Genomic DNA, 17,521 nt, shown 5'->3' on the forward strand with positions numbered 1-17,521 from the left:
GCGCCCGCATCCCCCACCGCCGAAGACCCGCTTGTCCGCCGCCGACCCGGCAGCGTCGCAGATGACGTGAGACCGGGCCTACGAGAGGAAATCCTCCCGTGCCAGCCACCCGTACCTTCCTGAGGCGCGGCTTCGCCGCCGCCGCCGTTCCGCTCCTCGCCGTCGTCCTGACGGCCTGCGGCTACGGCTCCCAGGCGAAGGACGACTCGGTCGCTCCCGCCGCCAAGGGCGAGAAGACCGGCGGTCTCGACACCGTGAAGATCGGGTACTTCCCGAACCTCACCCATGCCACCGCCCTGGTCGGTGACCAGCAGGGCATCATCCAGAAGGAACTGGGCGGCACCAAGGTGTCCGCCTCGACCTTCAACGCCGGGCCCTCCGAGATCGAGGCCCTCAACGCCGGGTCCATCGACATCGGTTTCATCGGCCCCTCGCCGGCGATCAACGGCTATGTGAAGTCCAAGGGCGAGAGCCTGCGGATCATCGGCGGCTCCGCCTCCGGCGGGGTGAAGCTGGTCGTGAACCCCGAGAAGATCAAGAGCCTGGGGGACCTCAAGGGCAAGCGGATCGCCACCCCGCAGCTCGGCAACACCCAGGACGTCGCGTTCCTCAACTGGATCGCTGAGCAGGGCTGGAAGGTCGACGCGCAGACCGGCAAGGGCGACGTCTCCGTGGTCCGCACCGAGAACAAGGTCACCCCGAACGCCTATCTGTCCGGTTCGGTCGACGGCGCCTGGGTGCCGGAGCCGACCGCGTCGAAGCTGGTGAGCGACGGTGCGAAGGTGCTGCTGGACGAGTCGGACCTGTGGCCGGACAAGAAGTTCGTGATCACGAACATCATCGTGTCGCAGACGTTCCTCGCCGAGCACCCGGAGGTCGTCGAGGCGGTGCTGCGCGGCACGGTGAAGACCAACGCCTGGATCAACGCCAACCCCGACGAGGCGAAGGAAGCGGCGAACGCGAAGCTCCAGGAGCTGACCGGCAAGCCGCTGCCGCCCGAGGTCATCGACCCGGCGTGGAAGTCGATCCGCTTCACCGACGACCCGCTGGCCGCCACCCTCGACGCGCAGGCGGACCACGCGGTGCGGACGGGCCTGCTCCAGCAGCCCGACCTCGCCGGGATCTACGACCTGAGGCCGCTGAACAAGGTCCTCGCGGCCGAGGGCAGGGGCAAGGTCTCCGACGCCGGACTCGGCGTCAAGTAACCCGTAACAGCAGCCGAGTTCCCAGGAGGTGACGACCATGGCCACTGCCATCGCCAAGGCCGAGGACCGCGTCGGTGTCGAGCACGAGTACGCGGCTCGCATCGGGCATGTCTCCAAGTCCTTCAACGGGCCCACCGGGCCGCAGCTCGTCCTGGACGACATCACGCTCGATGTCGCGCCGGGCGAGTTCGTCACCCTCCTGGGAGCTTCGGGCTGCGGCAAGTCGACGCTGCTGAACCTGGTCGCCGGGCTCGACCGGCCGACCGTGGGGTCCATCGAGACCCCGGGCGGGCGGCCGGCGCTGATGTTCCAGGAGCACGCGCTGTTCCCGTGGCTGACCGCGGGCAAGAACATCGAGCTCGCGCTGCGGCTGCGCGGTGTGCCGAAGGGCGCCCGGCGCCAGGAGGCGGAGCGGCTGCTGGACCTGGTGCGGCTCGGCGGCGCGTACGGCAAGCGGGTGCACGAGCTGTCCGGCGGTATGCGGCAGCGGGTCGCGATGGCACGCGCCCTGGCGCAGGACAGCCAACTGCTGCTGATGGACGAGCCGTTCGCGGCGCTCGACGCCATCACCCGCGATGTGCTGCACGACGAGCTCACCCGTATCTGGCGGGAGACGAACGTCTCCGTCCTGTTCGTCACGCACAACGTCCGTGAGGCGGTGCGGCTGGCGCAGCGGGTCGTGCTGCTGTCGTCGCGGCCGGGGCGGGTGGCGCGTGAGTGGACCGTGGACATCGACCAGCCGCGACGTATCGAGGACCCCGCCGTGGCGGAGCTGTCCGTCGAGATCACCGAAGAACTGCGTGGGGAGATCCGCCGACATGGCCAGCACTGACACGACCGGGACGGCCACCGGGAAGGGCGCGGCGAGGTCCGACGATCTGGCGGGGCTGGAGGCGGGCCTCGACGCGCTCGACGCGGTGCAGGTGAACCGCACGCCGGTGCGCGAGGTGCTGCTGAAGAAGGTGCTGCCGCCGCTCACCGCCGTGGCGCTGGTGCTGGTGGCCTGGCAGGTGCTCGTGTGGGCGGAGGTCACCCCGGACTACAAGCTGCCCGCACCGTCCACGGTGTGGGACGGTCTGTCCGACATGTGGCTTCAGGGCACGTTGTTCGAGGTCATCTGGACCAGCGTCTCCCGCGGTCTGCTGGGCTTCCTGCTGGCGCTCGCCATCGGCACGCCGCTCGGCCTGCTGGTGTCGCGGGTGAAGTTCGTGCGCGCCGCGATCGGTCCGATCCTGTCGGGGCTCCAGTCGCTGCCGTCGGTCGCCTGGGTGCCGCCGGCCGTGATCTGGCTCGGCCTGAACGACTCGATGATGTTCGCCGTCATCCTGCTGGGCGCGGTCCCCTCGATCGCCAACGGCCTGGTGTCCGGCGTGGACCAGGTGCCGCCGCTGTTCCTGCGGGCCGGCCGCACGCTCGGCGCGACCGGGCTGCGCGGCACCTGGCACATCGTGATGCCGGCGGCGCTGCCGGGCTACGTGGCGGGACTGAAGCAGGGCTGGGCGTTCTCCTGGCGCTCGCTGATGGCCGCGGAGATCATCGCCTCCTCGCCCGACCTGGGCCTCGGCCTCGGCCAGTTGCTGGAGAACGGCCGCAACAACGCCGACATGCCGGGCGTGTTCCTCGCCATCCTTCTGATCCTGATCGTCGGCATCGCCATCGACCTGCTGGTCTTCAGTCCGCTGGAGCGGTGGATCCTGCGCAGCCGCGGTCTCCTCGTCAGGAGCTGACCGCCGATGAACAACTCCGTCCTCCTTGTCGTGGCACACGGCAGCCGCGACCCGCGGCACGCGGCGACCGTCCACGCGCTGACCCGGCGGGTGTCCTCGCTGCGGCCGGGGCTGCGGGTGGAGACCGCGTTCCTCGACTTCAACGCCCCGGCGGTGCCACAGGTCCTGGACCGGCTGGCCGCCGAGGGGGTCCGTGACGTGGTGGCGCTGCCGCTGCTGCTGACCCGCGCCTTCCACGCCAAGGCCGACATCCCGGCGGTCCTGCGCCGGGCGCCGGCGGCGCTGCGGATCCGCCGGGCCGAGGTCCTCGGGCCGTCGCCGCTGCTGCTCGACGCCGTCCGGCGACGGTTGTACGAGGCGGGCCTCACGCCCGCCGACATGAGCTCGACGGGCCTGGTGCTGGCCGCCGCGGGCTCCACAGACCCGGAGGCGATCGCAGTGATCGCTCAGACAGCGCGGGAGCTGCGGCACACCGGTTGGTGCGCCGTGCGGCCTGCGTTCGCCTCCGCATCCCTTCCCCGCACCGAGGACGCGGTCCGCGCGCTGCGGGCGGACGGCTGCGCGCGTGTGGCCGTGGCCCCGTACGTGATCGCCCCGGGCCGGCTGCCCGACCGCATCGCGGCGGGCGCCGGTGAGGCGGACGTGGTGGCGGACGTCCTGGGCGCGTCGCCGGAGCTGGCGCGGTTGCTGCTGCGCCGCTACGACGAGGCGGCGGCGAAGCGTCTGCTGGCGGCCACGGCCTGACGGCCGCTGTGCGGGCCCGGCCAGAGAGCGCCGGCGCTGCTCAGTCGAAGACCAGGCGTCCGGTGCGGGCGCGCTTGAGTTCGTACAGGTCCGGGTGGTTCGCGAGGACGCGGAAGCTGTCGAAGAGGCGCACCGCGTCCTCGCCGCGCGGTATCGAGCTCAGCACCGGGCCGAACCAGACGGCGCCGTCCACATGGATGGTGGGGGTACCGACATAGCCGTCGGCCGCCGGATCGTGCCCCTGCTCGTGGCTGCGGCGCACGGCGTCGTCGTACGAGGGGTCATGGGCCGCGGCGGCCAGTTCGGCGGGCAGTCCGAGCGCGGCCAGGGACTGCCCGACCACCTCGTCGAAGTCCTCGTTCTTCCCTTGGTGGATCCGCGTGCCGAATTCGGTGTAGAGGTCGCGCAGCACCTCGTCGCCGTGCGCGGCGGCCGCGGCCGCGGCGACCCTCACGGGTCCGATCGACCTGTCGACCAAGGCGCGGTACCAGTCGGGGAGTTCGTTGCCGAGGTTGTGGAGGTAGAGGCTCATCACCCGGAAGCGGAGGTCGAGATCACGCTCGCGTTCGACCTCCAGCATCCATCGTGAGGTGATCCAGGCGAAGGGGCAGGCGGGGTCGAAGTAGAAGTCCACGACGGTCCCGCCGTCGGTGTCGGAAGCGGTCATGATCAGGACCCTAGCCACCGGACGGCAGGCGCTTCTGGTCCATTCACGCCCCTTCGGGCCGGGCCACTTCCGCCGCCGCGCCGCCGGGTGGCCGGAGCCTCGTCCGGCGGCGCCCGGCCCGGACCCGTGGCTCACGGACCGGCATGCGCGGGCCGACCGGTCCCGTCATTTGCCGTGGCCGTCGCCCTCGTGGTCGCCGTCGGTGCCGACGATCGTCCACGGACGCATCAGGTCGTCGTCCTCGTGCTCGAGGATGTGGCAGTGGTGGATGTACGTCGCCGGCAATGTGGTGCCGCTGCCCGGAATGGACGCGATCGTGCCCGTCGGCGGGCTGAACTCCTGGGTGATGATCCTGGTCACCGTCTCCGGATAGGACTTGACGGTGTCCTTGTAGGACCGTGCTTCGTCCGGGTCCGGCGGAATCGGTGGGCCGGTGAGATAGTTCGCCAACACCGGCCGGTCCTCCGGTCTGCGGCCACCGTCGAGCCACTTCTCGTAATCCGCCTGGTAGCCGGCCGCGTCGATCGGCTGCCTGTTCAGCACCTGGAAGTTGATGAGGTGCACATGCATCGGGTGGGCGTCGTGGTTGGGGTTGATGTACTCCCAGATCTCGGTCGAGCCCGCCTTGATGAAGTCCTGGGACGGCTCCATGAACGGCACCGCGTTGAACGTCATGGTGCCGAAGAGCTCGTGCTGGTACAGGACCCATTCCCGCCTGCGGATGCCCGGTTCCGGCTCGATGGGCGCTACTTCGGGCAGCTTCAGCTTCTCGGGCGGCGTCGTCCTGTCCCCGCCCGCGGACAACGGCTCGGTGACCCGGAACTGCATGATCTCCGAGATCTCCGGTCCGCCGCCGCCGGGGTAGTGGACCGGCGCGTTGTAGTTCGTCAACGTGACGTTCGTGCCCATGGGCATCCGGCTGAAGTCGACGATCAGGTCGTAGCGCTCGGCCGACCCGATCAGGAAGTTCAGCATGCGCAACGGAGCGCGGAAGCCGCCGTCGGTGCCGATCAGCCAGAACGGAAGCGTGGGCTGCGGCAGTACGTCCCTCGGAACGTCGAACCTGAGCCGCCAGAATCGCTCGTTCGAAGCGTTGAGAATGCGCAGCCGGTAACGCCGTGGCTCGACGGCCAGGAATGGATACGCCTTCCCGTTGACGACCGGTGTGTCCTCGCCTTCCTGCTGGGTCATGGTGTAGGCGAGCGAGCCGTCCTTGTGGAAGGTCCGGTCCTGCAGGACGAGGGGGACCTCGTATTCGCCTTGCGGCAGCCCCAGCCGCTCGTCGGCGGGATCACGGACGAGATAGAGACCGGCGAGACCGGCGTAGACGTTGAGGCTGGTCATTCCCATGCCGTGGTCGTGATACCAGAGCATGGACGAGAGTTCGCGGTTGGTATAGGCGCAGATCGCTTCGTTCGGTTCGACCTTGCCCGGTTCCAGGGTGGTGTAGGACTCGGCATGGACACCGTCGGGGCTGAACGAATGCAGCGGCGCGCCGTCGGACTGTGGTGCTGTGAAACCGCCGTGCTGATGGACGACATTCCACACGTTGACGTTCTTGGGAAAGGGAGGTTCGCTCTTGTAGGGAGGCGGAGCGACAGGGGTGAGCTGGGGGTCGCCGCCGCGAATGCCGTCGACCACGGACTGGAACATGTGGGTGGTCGGCAGCTCGTTCCGCCACTTGACGACCGTGGGACGGTCCTTCGTCACGCTGATGGTCGGCCCGAGATAGCCCATGCCGATCGCCTTGTGAGGATCGTGCGGGTGCTTGGCCCAGTAACCCCACACGGTCGCCGGCCCCAGATCCCGGTGGAAGCGCCACGTGCCCTTCCGCATGGTGACGTCGTAGTAGTCGGCGCCCGGATAGACGGAAGGATCCGGCACGGCTGTCACGGGTCTGGGCAGCGGATCGACGTACTTCTCCAGCGGAGGCGTTCGGGGGATGTCGTCAGACCCTGCCCCGTGACCGTGACCCGCGCCTGTCGCATTACCCGTCGGCGTGCCGCCTGTGCTCACGGAACACCCCGTGGAAAGCATGGCCGCACCTCCCACGGCACCGGCCATGAGGAATTCTCGTCGCCCGACCATGGTCTCCCAGCCTTCCGATCGCCTTGGATACGCTCAAGGGATACAGGGCTGGTCCGGTACGTGGCCGCGGAACACCCGTCCGGTACGGGAAAAGACACTCGTTGAGCCGTACTGCGTCGCAGCGTCCGTAAGCACCTCCAGCGGACCGCCGATGCACTGGACCGATCAGGTTCGACGTCAGGGACCGAGGAAGCGCGCGCTCGACGCGGCATTCGTGGCGCGAGGCCCGGGCACACCGTCAGTCGCGGGTCATCTCCACGAGTTTGACGACGGTGTTCCAGTTGCGGCTGGTGGCGACGACGCCCTTGAGCAGCCCGGGTCTCGCGAGCGCCGCCGCGAGCTTGGAGCGGCCGAGGCCTTCCGGCGCGTACAGATAAAGGGCGCGGTCGCCCAGCCGGAACTCCTCGGGCAGGAAGGCCGCGGCGTCGACGGGCGCGAACCGTTCGGGCGTGACCCGCTCGGAGAAGTACGTGACGTGCAGCTGCTTGCCCTGGAGCGAGGCCGCGGGGAAGGGGCAGGCGTCGGCGACGGCCTTCAGATACTCCCCGTCGCGCACCAGGACGTCGACATGGAAGCCGAACGTCTCCTCGATCGCCCGCTCGAGACCGGCGGCGAGTGCGTCCTCGTCCTTCTCCTCACTGCTGAAGACGGCGTTGCCGCTCTGCAGGTAGGTCGCGACATCGCCGTGGCCCAAGTCGCCGATCAGGCCGCGGAGTCGTGCCATCGGGACCTGCTTGCCCGCGCCCACGTTGATCCCGCGGAGGAGTGCCGCGTACCTCTTCGTCATATCCGAACGATAGAGCGGTCGCCGTGCCCCGTGGGGGAGGGCACGGCGACCGCCGGTTCAGCGGCGTGGGCCGTCGGTCACTCGACGACCTTCAGCAGCTTGTTGGGCGTGCCCGTGCTCGGGTTGGTGATCTTGTCCGCCGTGGCGCCCTCGGTGAGGGCCGTGGCGACCTGCTCCGGGGTGGCGTCCTGGTGGCCCGCGAGGTAGACCGCCGCGGCGCCGACGACGTGGGGGGTCGCCATCGACGTGCCGGAGATGGTCTTGGTGCCCTCGTCGCTGTCGTTCCACGACGAGGTGATGTCGGAGCCGGGGGCGTAGATGTCGACGATCTCACCGAAGTTGGAGAAGTCCGACTGGGCGTCCTCCTTGGTGGAGGAGGCGACCGTGATGGCCTCCTTCACGCGCGACGGGGAGCCCTGGGCCGCGTCGGAGGACTCGTTGCCGGCCGCGACGCCGAAGGTGACACCGGCGGCGATGGCCTTGCGGACCGCCTCGTCGAGGGCCTCGTCGGCGCCGCCGCCGAGGCTCATGTTGGCGACGGACGGGCCCTGGTGGTTCTGGGTGACCCAGTCGATGCCGGCGACGACCTGCTCGGTGGTGCCGGAGCCGTTGTCGTCGAGCACCCGGACGGCCACGATCTTCGCCTTCTTGGCGACACCGTGCGCCGCGCCGGCGATGGTGCCCGCCACGTGCGTGCCGTGGCCGTTGCCGTCGTCGGCGGAGTCGTCGTTGTCCACGGCGTCGAAGCCGTGGGTGGCGCGGCCCTCGAAGTCCTTGTGGGAGATGCGGACTCCGGTGTCGATGACGTACGCGGTCACGCCTTCACCGGCGCTGTCCGGGTAGTTGTACTTGCTGTCGCCGGCCGTGTCGGCCTGGTCGACCCGGTCGAGACCCCAGGACGGCGGGTTGTCCTGCGTTGCGTTGATCGTGAACTTCTTGTTCTGGACGACCTTGGCGACGGCCGGGTCGGCGGCGAGGCGCTTGGCCTCCGTCTCGGTCAGACCGCTGGCGGAGAAGCCGTTGATGGCGGAGCTGTAGTTGCGCTGCAGCTCGCCGCCGTACTCCTTCGCCAGGCCCTTCTTGTCGGCCTTCTCGTCCAGCATGACGATGTAGCTGCCGGCGACGGCGCCTTCGGCGTTCGCACCGTAGATCTTGCCTTCGGCCGGAGCGGCCGCTCCGGCGAAGGACGTGTTGAGAAGCGTGACACCTGCTGCGGCGGCCACGGCGGTTATGGCGGCGGTGAGCTTGATCCTGCTCGCGCGCTTGTGAGTTGCCATGAAGAGGGGTCTCCTCGTCATCAATTTTGTGGGGGGATCGCCCCGCGGACGGAAGATCTCCGGGGGCTGGTTCGAAACCCTGACCGATTGACGCGCCCAGATCAAGGCCTTCATGCAGCTGTGACTCAGTCAACAAGGTTTCGTAATAAGAAATCGGCCATGCCGTCCCAAGTCGGACCGGACCTTCGAACTCCCTTAGATGTAAGGGGCTTCCATCGGTCCCGTCAGGGATGCGCACCGTCCCGGAGAAGGAGAAGGCACCCTCCCCAAGTCACCGTCCGGCAGGACGAGACGACCTGAACACGCCCCTAGCTTCGAAGTGGGCAGAGGGCCTTTGCGCAGATTCCGCACACAGCTGCCTCACGCGCGGATCACGGATATGGGCATTCCCGCACGCCATTCACACATTCGCTCACACATTCACCGACGAACGCACTCGCAGAACGAGGGGACATGCCTGTCATGGGGAGAGCAGGAAGTGGTCCGCGCGGTATCGCCGCGCGGGCGGGCGGCTGGAGCGCCCAGCACCGCTGGGCCGCCGTGGGGATCTGGGTACTGTTCGTGCTGCTCGCCATGGTGGCGGGCTCGGCCGCGGGCACCGTCGAACTGAAGGACAGTGAGCAACTGTCCGGCGAGACCACGCAGGCGGCACGCATCACCGAGCGGGCCGGCATCGAGGAGCCCGCCTCGGAGAGCGTGCTCATTCAGGCGAAGGACGGGTCCACCAAGGCGGACGACCCTGCCTTCCGCAAGGCCGTCGACGACGTCGTGCGCGCCGTCGAGGGAACGCGCGAGGTCACCGCCGTGACATCGCCCTACGAGACGAAGAGCATCTCGCGGGACGGTCGCAGCGCCCTCGTGCAGTTCGACGTGCGCGGCGACCCCGGGACCGCGAGCGAGCGGATCGACCCCGTACTGAAGGCAGTCGCTGACGTCCAGGACCGGCACCCGGACCTTCGGGTCGAGGAATTGGGCGGCGCCAGCATGGGCAAGACGTTCGACGAGGCGTTCGGCGACGACTTCCGGCGGGCCGAGTTCTCCGCCGTGCCCGTCGCGCTGGGCATCCTGCTGATCGCCTTCGGGGCGCTGGTCGCCGCACTGCTGCCGGTGCTGCTCGCCATCACCGCGATCATGGCGACGATGGGCCTGATGGGCGTCGTCAGCCATGTGATGCCGATGAGCGAGACGGCAAGCTCCGTGATGCTGCTCGTCGGTCTCGCCGTCGGCGTCGACTACTGCCTGTTCTACCTGCGGCGCGAACGCGAGGAGCGGGCCGCCGGCCGCGACGGCCGCACCGCCATCATGATCGCGGCTGCGACCAGCGGCCGGGCCGTCGTCGTCTCGGGTGTGACGGTGTGCGTCGCCATGGCGGGCATGCTCTTCACCGGCATCGGGGAGTTCAAGTCGATGGGACTCGCCTCGCTGACCGTGGTGGCGGTGGCAATGGTCGGATCGGTCACCGTACTGCCCGCGTTGCTGTCCCTGCTCGGCGAGCGGGTGGAGAAGGGCCGGCTGCCCTTCCTCGGCCGCCGGAAGCGGGCCGCCGGTGCGCACAGCGGTGAGAGCCGGGTGTGGACCCGGGTGCTCGGCGGTGTGCTCAAGCGGCCGCTGGTGTCCCTGCTCGTCGCCGCCGGCGCGCTGGTCGCGATCGCGCTGCCCGCCCTCGGGATGAAGACGCAGAACTTCACCCTGGACCAGGAGTTCGGCGACTCGGTGCCGATCGTGGCGACGTACGAGCGGATCAACGAGGCGTTCCCCGGCGGCGCCGACCCGGCGCAGGTCGTCGTCAAGGCGGACGACATCGACTCCGTACAGGTACGGCAGGCCATCGCCGGCTTCCGCGAGCGGGCGGTCAGCTCCGGGGCGTCCGAGGGACCGGTGGAGGTCGTCACCCACAAGGCGCAGAACGTCGCCTTCGTGTCCGTCCCCCTGGTCGGCGGATCCGACCAGGACCGGGCGGAGAAGAGCCTCGAGATACTGCGGGACCAGGTGCGGCCCGCGACCCTGGGCAAGGTCGACGGGGTCGAGGCGCCGATCACCGGCCAGGTCGCCGGCTCGAAGGACTTCAACGACCAGCTGACCGGGGCGGTCGTGCCCGTGTTCGCCTTCGTCGTCCTGTTCGCCTTCGTCCTGATGCTGCTGTCGTTCCGCTCCCTGACCATCGCTGTCACCGCGATCGTCCTCAACCTGCTGTCGGTGGGCGCCGCGTACGGCATCCTGACCGCCGTCTTCCAGCACGGCTGGGGCGCGTCACTGGTCGGCGCGGAAGGCGTCGGCGCGATCATCGCGTGGCTTCCGCTGTTCCTGTTCGTGATCCTCTTCGGGCTCTCGATGGACTACCACGTGTTCGTGGTGTCACGTATCCGCGAGGCGAGGGCCCAGGGCCGCGACACCCGCGAGGCGATCACGCACGGCGTGGTGACGACGGCGGGGGTGGTGACGAGCGCGGCGGTCATCATGGTCGCGGTGTTCGCGATCTTCGGAACGCTGTCGATGCAGTCGATGAAGCAGATGGGCGTCGGCCTCGCGGCGGCGGTGCTGATCGACGCGACGGTCATCCGCGGGGTGCTGCTGCCCGCGGTCATGGCACTGCTGGGTGAGCGGAACTGGTACTTCCCGAAGTGGCTCGACCGCCTCCCGGACATGACCCACGACGAGCCGCACGCACCGGAACCGACCCGGGCGGACGACGCCCGGGGGGTGGACCCGGTCCGCGTCTGAGGGCATGTGGGCACGGGCGACGCCCTTCCCGACACCGGGGGCTCCTCCTCCACGCCTGACGGCGCGGCGCGAGGAGCCCCCGCCGCCCGCCCGCCGCCCGGGCGGCGGGGCCCGCTCCGGCCCCCTGAACTCCGCCGACGGCCGGGCGGCGTTGGTGAACTCGCGCCGCGCGGCGGCTACCGTGCCGCGCCGCCCAGTTCCGCCTCGATCAGGTCCGCCGCACGTCGGGTGCCGCCCTCCGCCGCCATCCCGTCCCGGATCGACGCGAGTCGTGTCGCGACCTCGGGGTCGGAGGCGAGCGACAGCACCGCCTCGCGCAGTTCCTCCGCGGACGCCTCCGTCGCGACGCGACGTGCCACCCCCAGTCCCACCAGCATGTCGGCGTTGCCGAACTGGTCGACCGCCTGCGGCACGGCCACCATGGGGGTGCCCGTGGCCAGTCCCTCCTGGCTGCCGCCCGCGCCGGCGTGGGTGATGAACGCGTCCGCCTGCCGCAGGACCGACAACTGCGGTACCCAGGAGTGGACTTCCACGTTGGCCGGCACCTCGCCGAGTTCGGACTCGTCCACGTACCGGCCGATCTGGAGGACCATGTGCCAGCCGGGCAGGTCCCCGAAGGCCTTCACGCACTCGCGGTAGAAGCCGGGCTGGTTGGTGAAGGCCGAGCCGAGGGAGACGAGGAGGACCTTCTCCGCGTCCGCCGGGCGCTTCCACTCCCCCTGGCTCGCCCGTTCGCCCTGGCACGCGCCGACGAACGAGTACACCGACTCGTCCACGCGGTCGGCGTGCGGCTGGAGCACCCGGGGGATGAGGACGATGCTGCGGCGCGGGCGGCCGACGAACGGGTCGGGGTGCGTGGTGATCCCGTTCTCCGCCAGCCAGTCGGTGAAGCGCGCGTAGTACGCCTTTCCGCGCTCGGACGCCTTGAGTTCGGCGGTCATCGGTTCGGAGACCTCCTCCTCGTACCCCTCCCAGGCGACGAGGTTGGGCGAGAGGGAGACGGCGGGCACGCCCCAGCGGTGGGCGAGGACGATCGCCGGGTAGGAGGTGATGTCGTGGATGACGAGATCCGGCTCGTCCCCCTCGAACGCCTCGGCGAGCTGCGGCAGCACCTGGATGGCGTCGTTCAGGAAGGGCTCGATGTTGTCGATCAGTTCGGTGCCCCAGGCCTCGGGTTCGTCCTCGGTGGGGAGGGTGGACCGGTAGACGACGGGCCGCGCCCCGGTTTCGGCGATCCGGTCGGCGTATGACGCGGGGATCGCGTAGCTGACGCGATGGCCGCGGGCGACGAGCTCCCGGATCACTTCCAGGCTCGGGTTCACATGCCCGGGGGCCGCGATGGAGAACATGGCGATGTGAGCAGGCTGGGGTTCGGTCATGCGGCCACCCTAGGCGAGACGATACGTCTCGTGCAAGCTGAATTTCCCTCCGAAACATTCGGAGAGGCAATCCGTCACCCGGCCGGAATGCATGCCATCCGGCCACCCCTGTATACCTTCTTCTCTGCAATGGCCAGCATCAATGCACTTCAGGGGCCATACCAAACAATTCGAGCCAGTTGAATGTTTCGATAAGTTTCGAGAAATTTTCTGTTGACGGCACATCAGGACGCTCGCATACTCACCAGCGATCGCACCTCCCGCCGAGGCGGAATCAGAGCCTCAAGGCGGACGTAAGGCACCACGACAGGTCCATCCACCCTGCCCGGGCGGCATTCCCGTTCCCCGCCCGGTCTCTGGCAGAAGAGGTCGCAGTGATCAGCAGATCCGCACGCCGACGTGCCCGTACGGCACTTGTGATGGGAGCGGCGGCCGTCATGGCAGCCGCCGGCATCGTCGCCATGGAGGGCACCGCGTACGCCGCGAGCACACTCGGCGCCTCCGCGGCGGAGAAGGGCCGGTACTTCGGCACGGCCGTGGCCGCGAACCACCTGGGTGAGTCGCCCTACGTCTCCACCCTGAACACCGAGTTCAACTCGGTGACGCCGGAGAACGAAATGAAATGGGACGCCCTGGAGAAGTCCCGCAACTCGTTCAGCTACGGCCCCGCCGACCAGATCGTCAGCCACGCGCAGAGCCGCAACATGAAGGTGCGCGGCCACACGCTGGTCTGGCACTCCCAGCTGCCCAGCTGGGTGGGCTCGCTGAACGCGACCGAGCTGCGTTCCGCGATGAACAACCACATCACCCAGGTGATGCAGCACTACCGCGGCAAGATCCACTCCTGGGACGTGGTCAACGAGGCGTTCCAGGACGGCAGCAGCGGCGCCCGGCGCAGCTCGCCCTTCCAGGACAAGCTGGGCAACGGCTTCATCGAGGAGGCGTTCCGCACGGCCCGCGCCGCCGACCCCGCGGCGAAGCTCTGCTACAACGACTACAACACCGACGGCCAGAACGCGAAGAGCAATGCCGTCTACAACATGGTCAAGGACTTCAAGCAGCGCGGCGTCCCGATCGACTGTGTCGGCTTCCAGTCCCACTTCAACAGCGCCTCCCCGGTGCCCGGTGACTACCAGGCCAACCTCAAGCGCTTCGCCGACCTCGGTGTCGACGTGCAGATAACCGAGCTGGACATCGAGGGGTCCGGTTCGTCGCAGGCCGACAGCTACAGCCGCGCGGTCAACGCCTGTCTGGCCGTCACCCGCTGCACCGGCATCACGGTGTGGGGCATCACCGACAAGTACTCGTGGCGCGCGAGCGGCACCCCGCTGCTCTTCGACGGCAACTACAACAAGAAGCCCGCGTACCACTCGGTGCTGGCCGCGCTCGGCGGCTCCGGGGGCACTCCCGATCCCGGCACTCCCGGTGGAGCCACCTGCTCGGTCTCCTACCGGCAGACAGCCGCCTGGGGCGACCGCTTCAACGGTCAGGTCACGGTGACCGCCGGAAGCTCGCCGATCACCAGCTGGTCCGTGAACGTGACCGTCGCCTCCGCCCAGGACATCGTGACCACCTGGAACGGCACCCCGACCTGGGACAGCAGCGGCAACGTGATGACCATGAGGCCGAACGGCAACGGCAGCCTGGCGGCCGGCAGCTCCACGAGCTTCGGCTTCACCGTCATGACCAACGGCAACTGGAACGCACCCACCCTGGGCGCCTGCACCGCCTCCTGACCCACCGGCACCGACCCCGAGCGGCGCGGCGACCACCTACCGGTCGCCGCGCCGTTCCGCATGCGGCTCCGTCCCCGGCCGAGCCGCATGCCGGACCGCCGTCCGGGCCGCGACGCGTCAGCGCTGATACCGGGCCAGCACCAGATTCCCGTCCTCCACCAGCCGTTCCCTCAGCTCCTTCTCGTCGATCGCTCCGCTGTAGTACTCCTGGTACGCGGGCGTCGCCACCTTGTCCTTCCACTCCGGGTAGCCGCGCACCGACTGGGCCGGGGCCGGCCGCAGGTGCCGCGCCAGGTCCGCGCCCGTCGCCCAGCCGTCCTTCTCGGTGTGCAGGGCCGGATCCTCGAGGGCCTGTGTGCCCGTCGGCAGCATCCAGTCGCCCTTGGCCAGCCGGACCATGTTCTGCGGGCGCAGCATGAAGTCGATGAACTGCGCCGCCTCCTCCTTGTGCGCGCTGTCCTGCGAGACGGAGAGCGTCTGCGGGCTGACTCCCTGCGCGGGCCCGTCCGGACCGGCGGGCGCGGGCAGGACCGTCCACCGGAAGCCTTCCGGCGCCTGCTGGGCGATCTGCTGCCGGTACGAGAAGCCCAGCGGCACCATCGCGTACTTGCCGCCGAACAAGCCTGGCAGGGCGTCGGAGCCGCCCACGCCCAGGGTGCCGCGTGAGGCGCTCCCGTCGACGTTGACCTGGTCGTGGATGGTGCCGGGCACCACACCGTCGCCGTCCCCGAAGTCGATGGTGACCTTGCCGTCCTGCCCCCGGTGGAACAGCTTGCCGCCCGCGGACAGGCCCAGGTTGAGCGTGACGGACACGGGCTCCTTCAGCGGCCAGGCGACGGCGTACTTCCCCTTGCCCATCCCCTTCGTCAGGTCCTTGGTGATCTGACGGAATTCCTCCCAGCTCCACGGCTTCTCTGCCGTGGGGATCCGGATCCCGGACGATTCGAGTATCCCGGCGTTGGCGATCAGCACCCGTGGCTCCTGGAGGAACGGGACGCCGTACACGCCGTCGCCGAATGTCGTCGTCTCCCAGCTCTGCCGCGGGATGTCGGACCTCAGGCGCTCGGGAAGCAGCTCGGTCAGGTCCGCGAGATAGCCGCCGTAGGCGAAGTCGGCGAGGTCGTCGGAGGCGTCATGGATGATGTCGGGCGCCTCACCGCCCTCGAAGGAGGTGAGCAGCTGGTCGTGGACACTGTCCCAGCTGCCCTGGACGTACTCGACCTGGACGTCCGGGTGGGTGGCGTTCCACTCCTTCACCAGTTCCTTGTTGGCGTCGACGGACTCCTTCTGCCAGGCCAGGGACTGGAAGCGGAGCCTGATCGTGCCGTCGTCGCGGTCCGGGCCGTCCGAGCAGCCCGTCATCAGCAGAGCGAGCGCGGCGGCGGCCGCGAGCAGCCGGCCTCGTGGTCCCTGTGTACGCATCAGCTCTTCACCGCCCCGGCCAGCATGCCGCCCGTGATCCGTTTCTGGATGATCGCGAAGATGACGAGCGAGGGGATCGTCGCGAGGAAGGCGGCCGCGGCGAGCGGCCCCAGGTCGGCGACGCCCTCCGCGCCGAGGAAGTGGGTCAGCACGACCGGCAGGGTCTGCTTCTCCGGTGTCTTGAGCAGGACGAGCGCGAAGAAGAACTCGTTCCAGGCGGTGATGAAGGCGAACAGCGCGGTGGCGACGATGCCCGGCGCCAGCAGCGGCGCGGTGACCGACACCAGCGTACGGAGCCGGCCCGCGCCGTCGACCGCCGCGGCCTCCTCCAACTCGCTCGGCACCGCCCGTACATAGCCGACGAGCATCCACAGCGCGAACGGCAGCGACCAGACGACGTACACCATGATCAGGCCGGACAGGGTGTTGATCAGCTGGAGATTCTTCAGGACCAGGAAGAGCGGAATGATCACGAGGACGAACGGGAAGGCCTGGCTGACCACGACCCAGCCCGTCGCCGCCGTCGTGAGCCTGCTGCGCCGGCGGGCCATCGTCCAGGCCATGGGGGTCGCGATCACCACGGCGATCAGTGCGGCGGCGAGGGCCGCGATCAGGCTGTTGCCGGCGGCCTGGAGCAGCGGCTGCTCGTCGAAGGCCTGCCGGAAGTTCTCCAGGGTCGGGTTCACCGGGATCCACGTGGGGTGCAGCGACCCGAGCTCACGCGGCGGCTTGAACGCCGTGGAGATCAGCCACAGGAACGGGAACGCGAGGAAGACCAGATAGCAGAGGAGCGCGGCGTACTGCCCGGCGCGACCCGCCCTGCCGGTGCGCGGAGCCGTCATGATTCCTCGCCTCCCTTGAGCCGTCCCACCAGGTAGAAGGCGAGCATCACCGAGATGAGCGCGACCATGACGCAGCCCATCGCCGCCGCGTACCCGAACTGGCCGTAGCGGAAGGCCTGTTCGTAGGCGAACAGCATGGGAAGGCGGGTCCGGCCGCCCGGCCCTCCGCTCGTGAGCACGTACACCAGCGCGAAGGCGTTGAAATTCCAGATGAAGTTCAGGGCGGTGACGGCGAGCGCGACCGGTCTGATCGCCGGCCAGGTGACGGTGCGGAACCGGCGCCAGGCACCCGCGCCGTCGAGCGCGGCCGCCTCGTGCAGTTCGTGCGGGGTGTTCTGCAGTCCGGCGAGCAGCGCGACGGTGGTCTGCGGCATGCCGGCCCAGATCCCCACGACGATCACCGCCGGCAGGGCGGTGGCGAGGCCGGTGAGCCAGTCGTGCCCACCGCCCAGGCCCAGGTCCCGCAGGGTCTCGTTGAGGATGCCCGCGTCGGGGTTGTAGACGAGCCGCCACATGATGCCGACCACGACCTCGGGCATCGCCCAGGGGACGATCGCCAGCGCCCGGGCGAGCCAGCGCAGCCGCAGCCGCTGGTCGAGCAGCAGCGCGAGCCCGAGCGCGAGCAGGAACTGCGGGACGGTCACCCCGACCGCCCACAGCAGGCCGATCCTGAACGACTCCCAGAAGAGAGTGTCGTGGAGCAGGTCCCGGAAGTTGAGCGTGCCGATCCACTCGGTCGGTTCGGTGCGCCCGGCCTGTGCGTCGGTGAAGGCCAGCGAGATGCCGTAGAGCAGCGGTCCCACGCTCAGCACCAGGATGGGGATCAGCGCGGGCAGGACCAGGAACCAGGCCCCGTGGTCCACCGCTCTCCCGGCGCTCCGGGCCGCCTTCCCACCGGACCGCGCCGTTGCGGTCGCCGATATCAC

The 17,521-nt window shown here is 69.3% G+C and carries 14 protein-coding genes; 6 read left to right on the top strand and 8 right to left on the bottom strand.

The window, feature by feature from the left end; all coding sequences use genetic code 11:
* The first annotated feature begins 98 nt into the window (after positions 1-98).
* The 4 genes from SPRI_RS08135 to SPRI_RS08150 are packed head-to-tail and all read left to right on the top strand — an operon-like array spanning position 99 to position 3,676.
* Entirely contained in the window at positions 99-1,205 is a 1,107-nt protein-coding gene (locus SPRI_RS08135; RefSeq protein WP_005310275.1) for an ABC transporter substrate-binding protein, read from the top strand.
* A 37-nt stretch (positions 1,206-1,242) separates the two neighbouring features.
* Complete coding sequence (locus tag SPRI_RS08140) at positions 1,243-2,037, top strand: ABC transporter ATP-binding protein (protein WP_037773439.1); 795 nt, start codon at positions 1,243-1,245, stop codon at positions 2,035-2,037.
* Positions 2,024-2,932, top strand: a complete 909-nt coding sequence (locus SPRI_RS08145; protein WP_005310279.1) for an ABC transporter permease — start codon at positions 2,024-2,026, stop codon at positions 2,930-2,932. The genes SPRI_RS08140 and SPRI_RS08145 overlap by 14 nt, the downstream gene beginning before the upstream one ends.
* A gap of 6 nt (positions 2,933-2,938) precedes the next feature.
* Positions 2,939-3,676: a sirohydrochlorin chelatase gene (locus SPRI_RS08150; protein WP_053556819.1), complete on the top strand. Its 738-nt coding sequence runs from the start codon at positions 2,939-2,941 to the stop codon at positions 3,674-3,676.
* A gap of 40 nt (positions 3,677-3,716) precedes the next feature.
* Here SPRI_RS08150 and SPRI_RS08155 read toward each other — a convergent pair whose 3' ends face one another.
* From SPRI_RS08155 to SPRI_RS08170, 4 genes are all read right to left on the bottom strand, one after another.
* Positions 3,717-4,343: a mycothiol-dependent nitroreductase Rv2466c family protein gene (locus SPRI_RS08155; RefSeq protein ID WP_053556820.1), complete on the bottom strand. Its 627-nt coding sequence runs from the start codon at positions 4,341-4,343 to the stop codon at positions 3,717-3,719.
* Positions 4,344-4,508: 165 nt separating this feature from the next.
* Positions 4,509-6,236 carry a multicopper oxidase family protein gene (locus SPRI_RS08160; protein WP_234020348.1) on the bottom strand — a complete coding sequence of 576 codons (1,728 nt, stop codon included), beginning with the start codon at positions 6,234-6,236 and terminating at the stop codon, positions 4,509-4,511.
* Between the two features lie 433 nt (positions 6,237-6,669).
* The gene (locus SPRI_RS08165; protein ID WP_005310287.1) at positions 6,670-7,218 is read right to left on the bottom strand and encodes a DUF1697 domain-containing protein; all 549 of its coding nucleotides are present in this window, start codon (positions 7,216-7,218) and stop codon (positions 6,670-6,672) included.
* A gap of 77 nt (positions 7,219-7,295) precedes the next feature.
* Positions 7,296-8,495, bottom strand: coding sequence for a S8 family peptidase (locus tag SPRI_RS08170; RefSeq protein WP_005310291.1), 1,200 nt, complete (start codon positions 8,493-8,495; stop codon positions 7,296-7,298).
* Positions 8,496-8,957: 462 nt separating this feature from the next.
* Between SPRI_RS08170 and SPRI_RS08175 the strand changes: the two genes are divergently transcribed.
* Positions 8,958-11,216 carry an MMPL family transporter gene (locus tag SPRI_RS08175; protein WP_037773440.1) on the top strand — a complete coding sequence of 753 codons (2,259 nt, stop codon included), beginning with the start codon at positions 8,958-8,960 and terminating at the stop codon, positions 11,214-11,216.
* 176 nt (positions 11,217-11,392) lie between these two features.
* On the opposite strand, the gene mgt is transcribed toward SPRI_RS08175, so the two are convergent.
* The gene (mgt, locus tag SPRI_RS08180; protein ID WP_005310295.1) at positions 11,393-12,595 is read right to left on the bottom strand and encodes a macrolide-inactivating glycosyltransferase; all 1,203 of its coding nucleotides are present in this window, start codon (positions 12,593-12,595) and stop codon (positions 11,393-11,395) included.
* A gap of 377 nt (positions 12,596-12,972) precedes the next feature.
* Between mgt and SPRI_RS08185 the strand changes: the two genes are divergently transcribed.
* Positions 12,973-14,331 carry an endo-1,4-beta-xylanase gene (locus SPRI_RS08185; RefSeq protein ID WP_037776134.1) on the top strand — a complete coding sequence of 453 codons (1,359 nt, stop codon included), beginning with the start codon at positions 12,973-12,975 and terminating at the stop codon, positions 14,329-14,331.
* A 117-nt stretch (positions 14,332-14,448) separates the two neighbouring features.
* Here SPRI_RS08185 and SPRI_RS08190 read toward each other — a convergent pair whose 3' ends face one another.
* Genes SPRI_RS08190 through SPRI_RS08200 form a run of 3 tightly spaced genes read right to left on the bottom strand, consistent with a single transcriptional unit; the run spans position 14,449 to position 17,521 of the window.
* Positions 14,449-15,753: an ABC transporter substrate-binding protein gene (locus SPRI_RS08190; RefSeq protein ID WP_005310299.1), complete on the bottom strand. Its 1,305-nt coding sequence runs from the start codon at positions 15,751-15,753 to the stop codon at positions 14,449-14,451.
* Positions 15,753-16,595, bottom strand: coding sequence for a carbohydrate ABC transporter permease (locus SPRI_RS08195; RefSeq protein WP_005310301.1), 843 nt, complete (start codon positions 16,593-16,595; stop codon positions 15,753-15,755). Before SPRI_RS08195 ends, SPRI_RS08190 begins: the two co-directional genes overlap by 1 nt.
* Positions 16,592-17,521 (bottom strand): carbohydrate ABC transporter permease, encoded by a 930-nt coding sequence (locus tag SPRI_RS08200; RefSeq protein ID WP_005310302.1) that lies wholly within the window; start codon positions 17,519-17,521, stop codon positions 16,592-16,594. Before SPRI_RS08200 ends, SPRI_RS08195 begins: the two co-directional genes overlap by 4 nt.

The sequence above is a fragment of the Streptomyces pristinaespiralis genome (assembly GCF_001278075.1).
GTDB lineage: Bacteria > Actinomycetota > Actinomycetes > Streptomycetales > Streptomycetaceae > Streptomyces > Streptomyces pristinaespiralis.

Coding starts and splice junctions, on each gene's coding strand:
- SPRI_RS08140 (WP_037773439.1), top strand. CDS start 1,243: ATGGCCACTGCCATCGCCAAGGCCGAGGACCGCGTCGGTGTCGAGCAC.
- SPRI_RS08145 (WP_005310279.1), top strand. CDS start 2,024: ATGGCCAGCACTGACACGACCGGGACGGCCACCGGGAAGGGCGCGGCG.
- SPRI_RS08150 (WP_053556819.1), top strand. CDS start 2,939: ATGAACAACTCCGTCCTCCTTGTCGTGGCACACGGCAGCCGCGACCCG.
- SPRI_RS08155 (WP_053556820.1), bottom strand. CDS start 4,343: ATGACCGCTTCCGACACCGACGGCGGGACCGTCGTGGACTTCTACTTC.
- SPRI_RS08165 (WP_005310287.1), bottom strand. CDS start 7,218: ATGACGAAGAGGTACGCGGCACTCCTCCGCGGGATCAACGTGGGCGCG.
- SPRI_RS08170 (WP_005310291.1), bottom strand. CDS start 8,495: ATGGCAACTCACAAGCGCGCGAGCAGGATCAAGCTCACCGCCGCCATA.
- SPRI_RS08175 (WP_037773440.1), top strand. CDS start 8,958: ATGGGGAGAGCAGGAAGTGGTCCGCGCGGTATCGCCGCGCGGGCGGGC.
- mgt (WP_005310295.1), bottom strand. CDS start 12,595: ATGACCGAACCCCAGCCTGCTCACATCGCCATGTTCTCCATCGCGGCC.
- SPRI_RS08190 (WP_005310299.1), bottom strand. CDS start 15,753: ATGCGTACACAGGGACCACGAGGCCGGCTGCTCGCGGCCGCCGCCGCG.
- SPRI_RS08195 (WP_005310301.1), bottom strand. CDS start 16,595: ATGACGGCTCCGCGCACCGGCAGGGCGGGTCGCGCCGGGCAGTACGCC.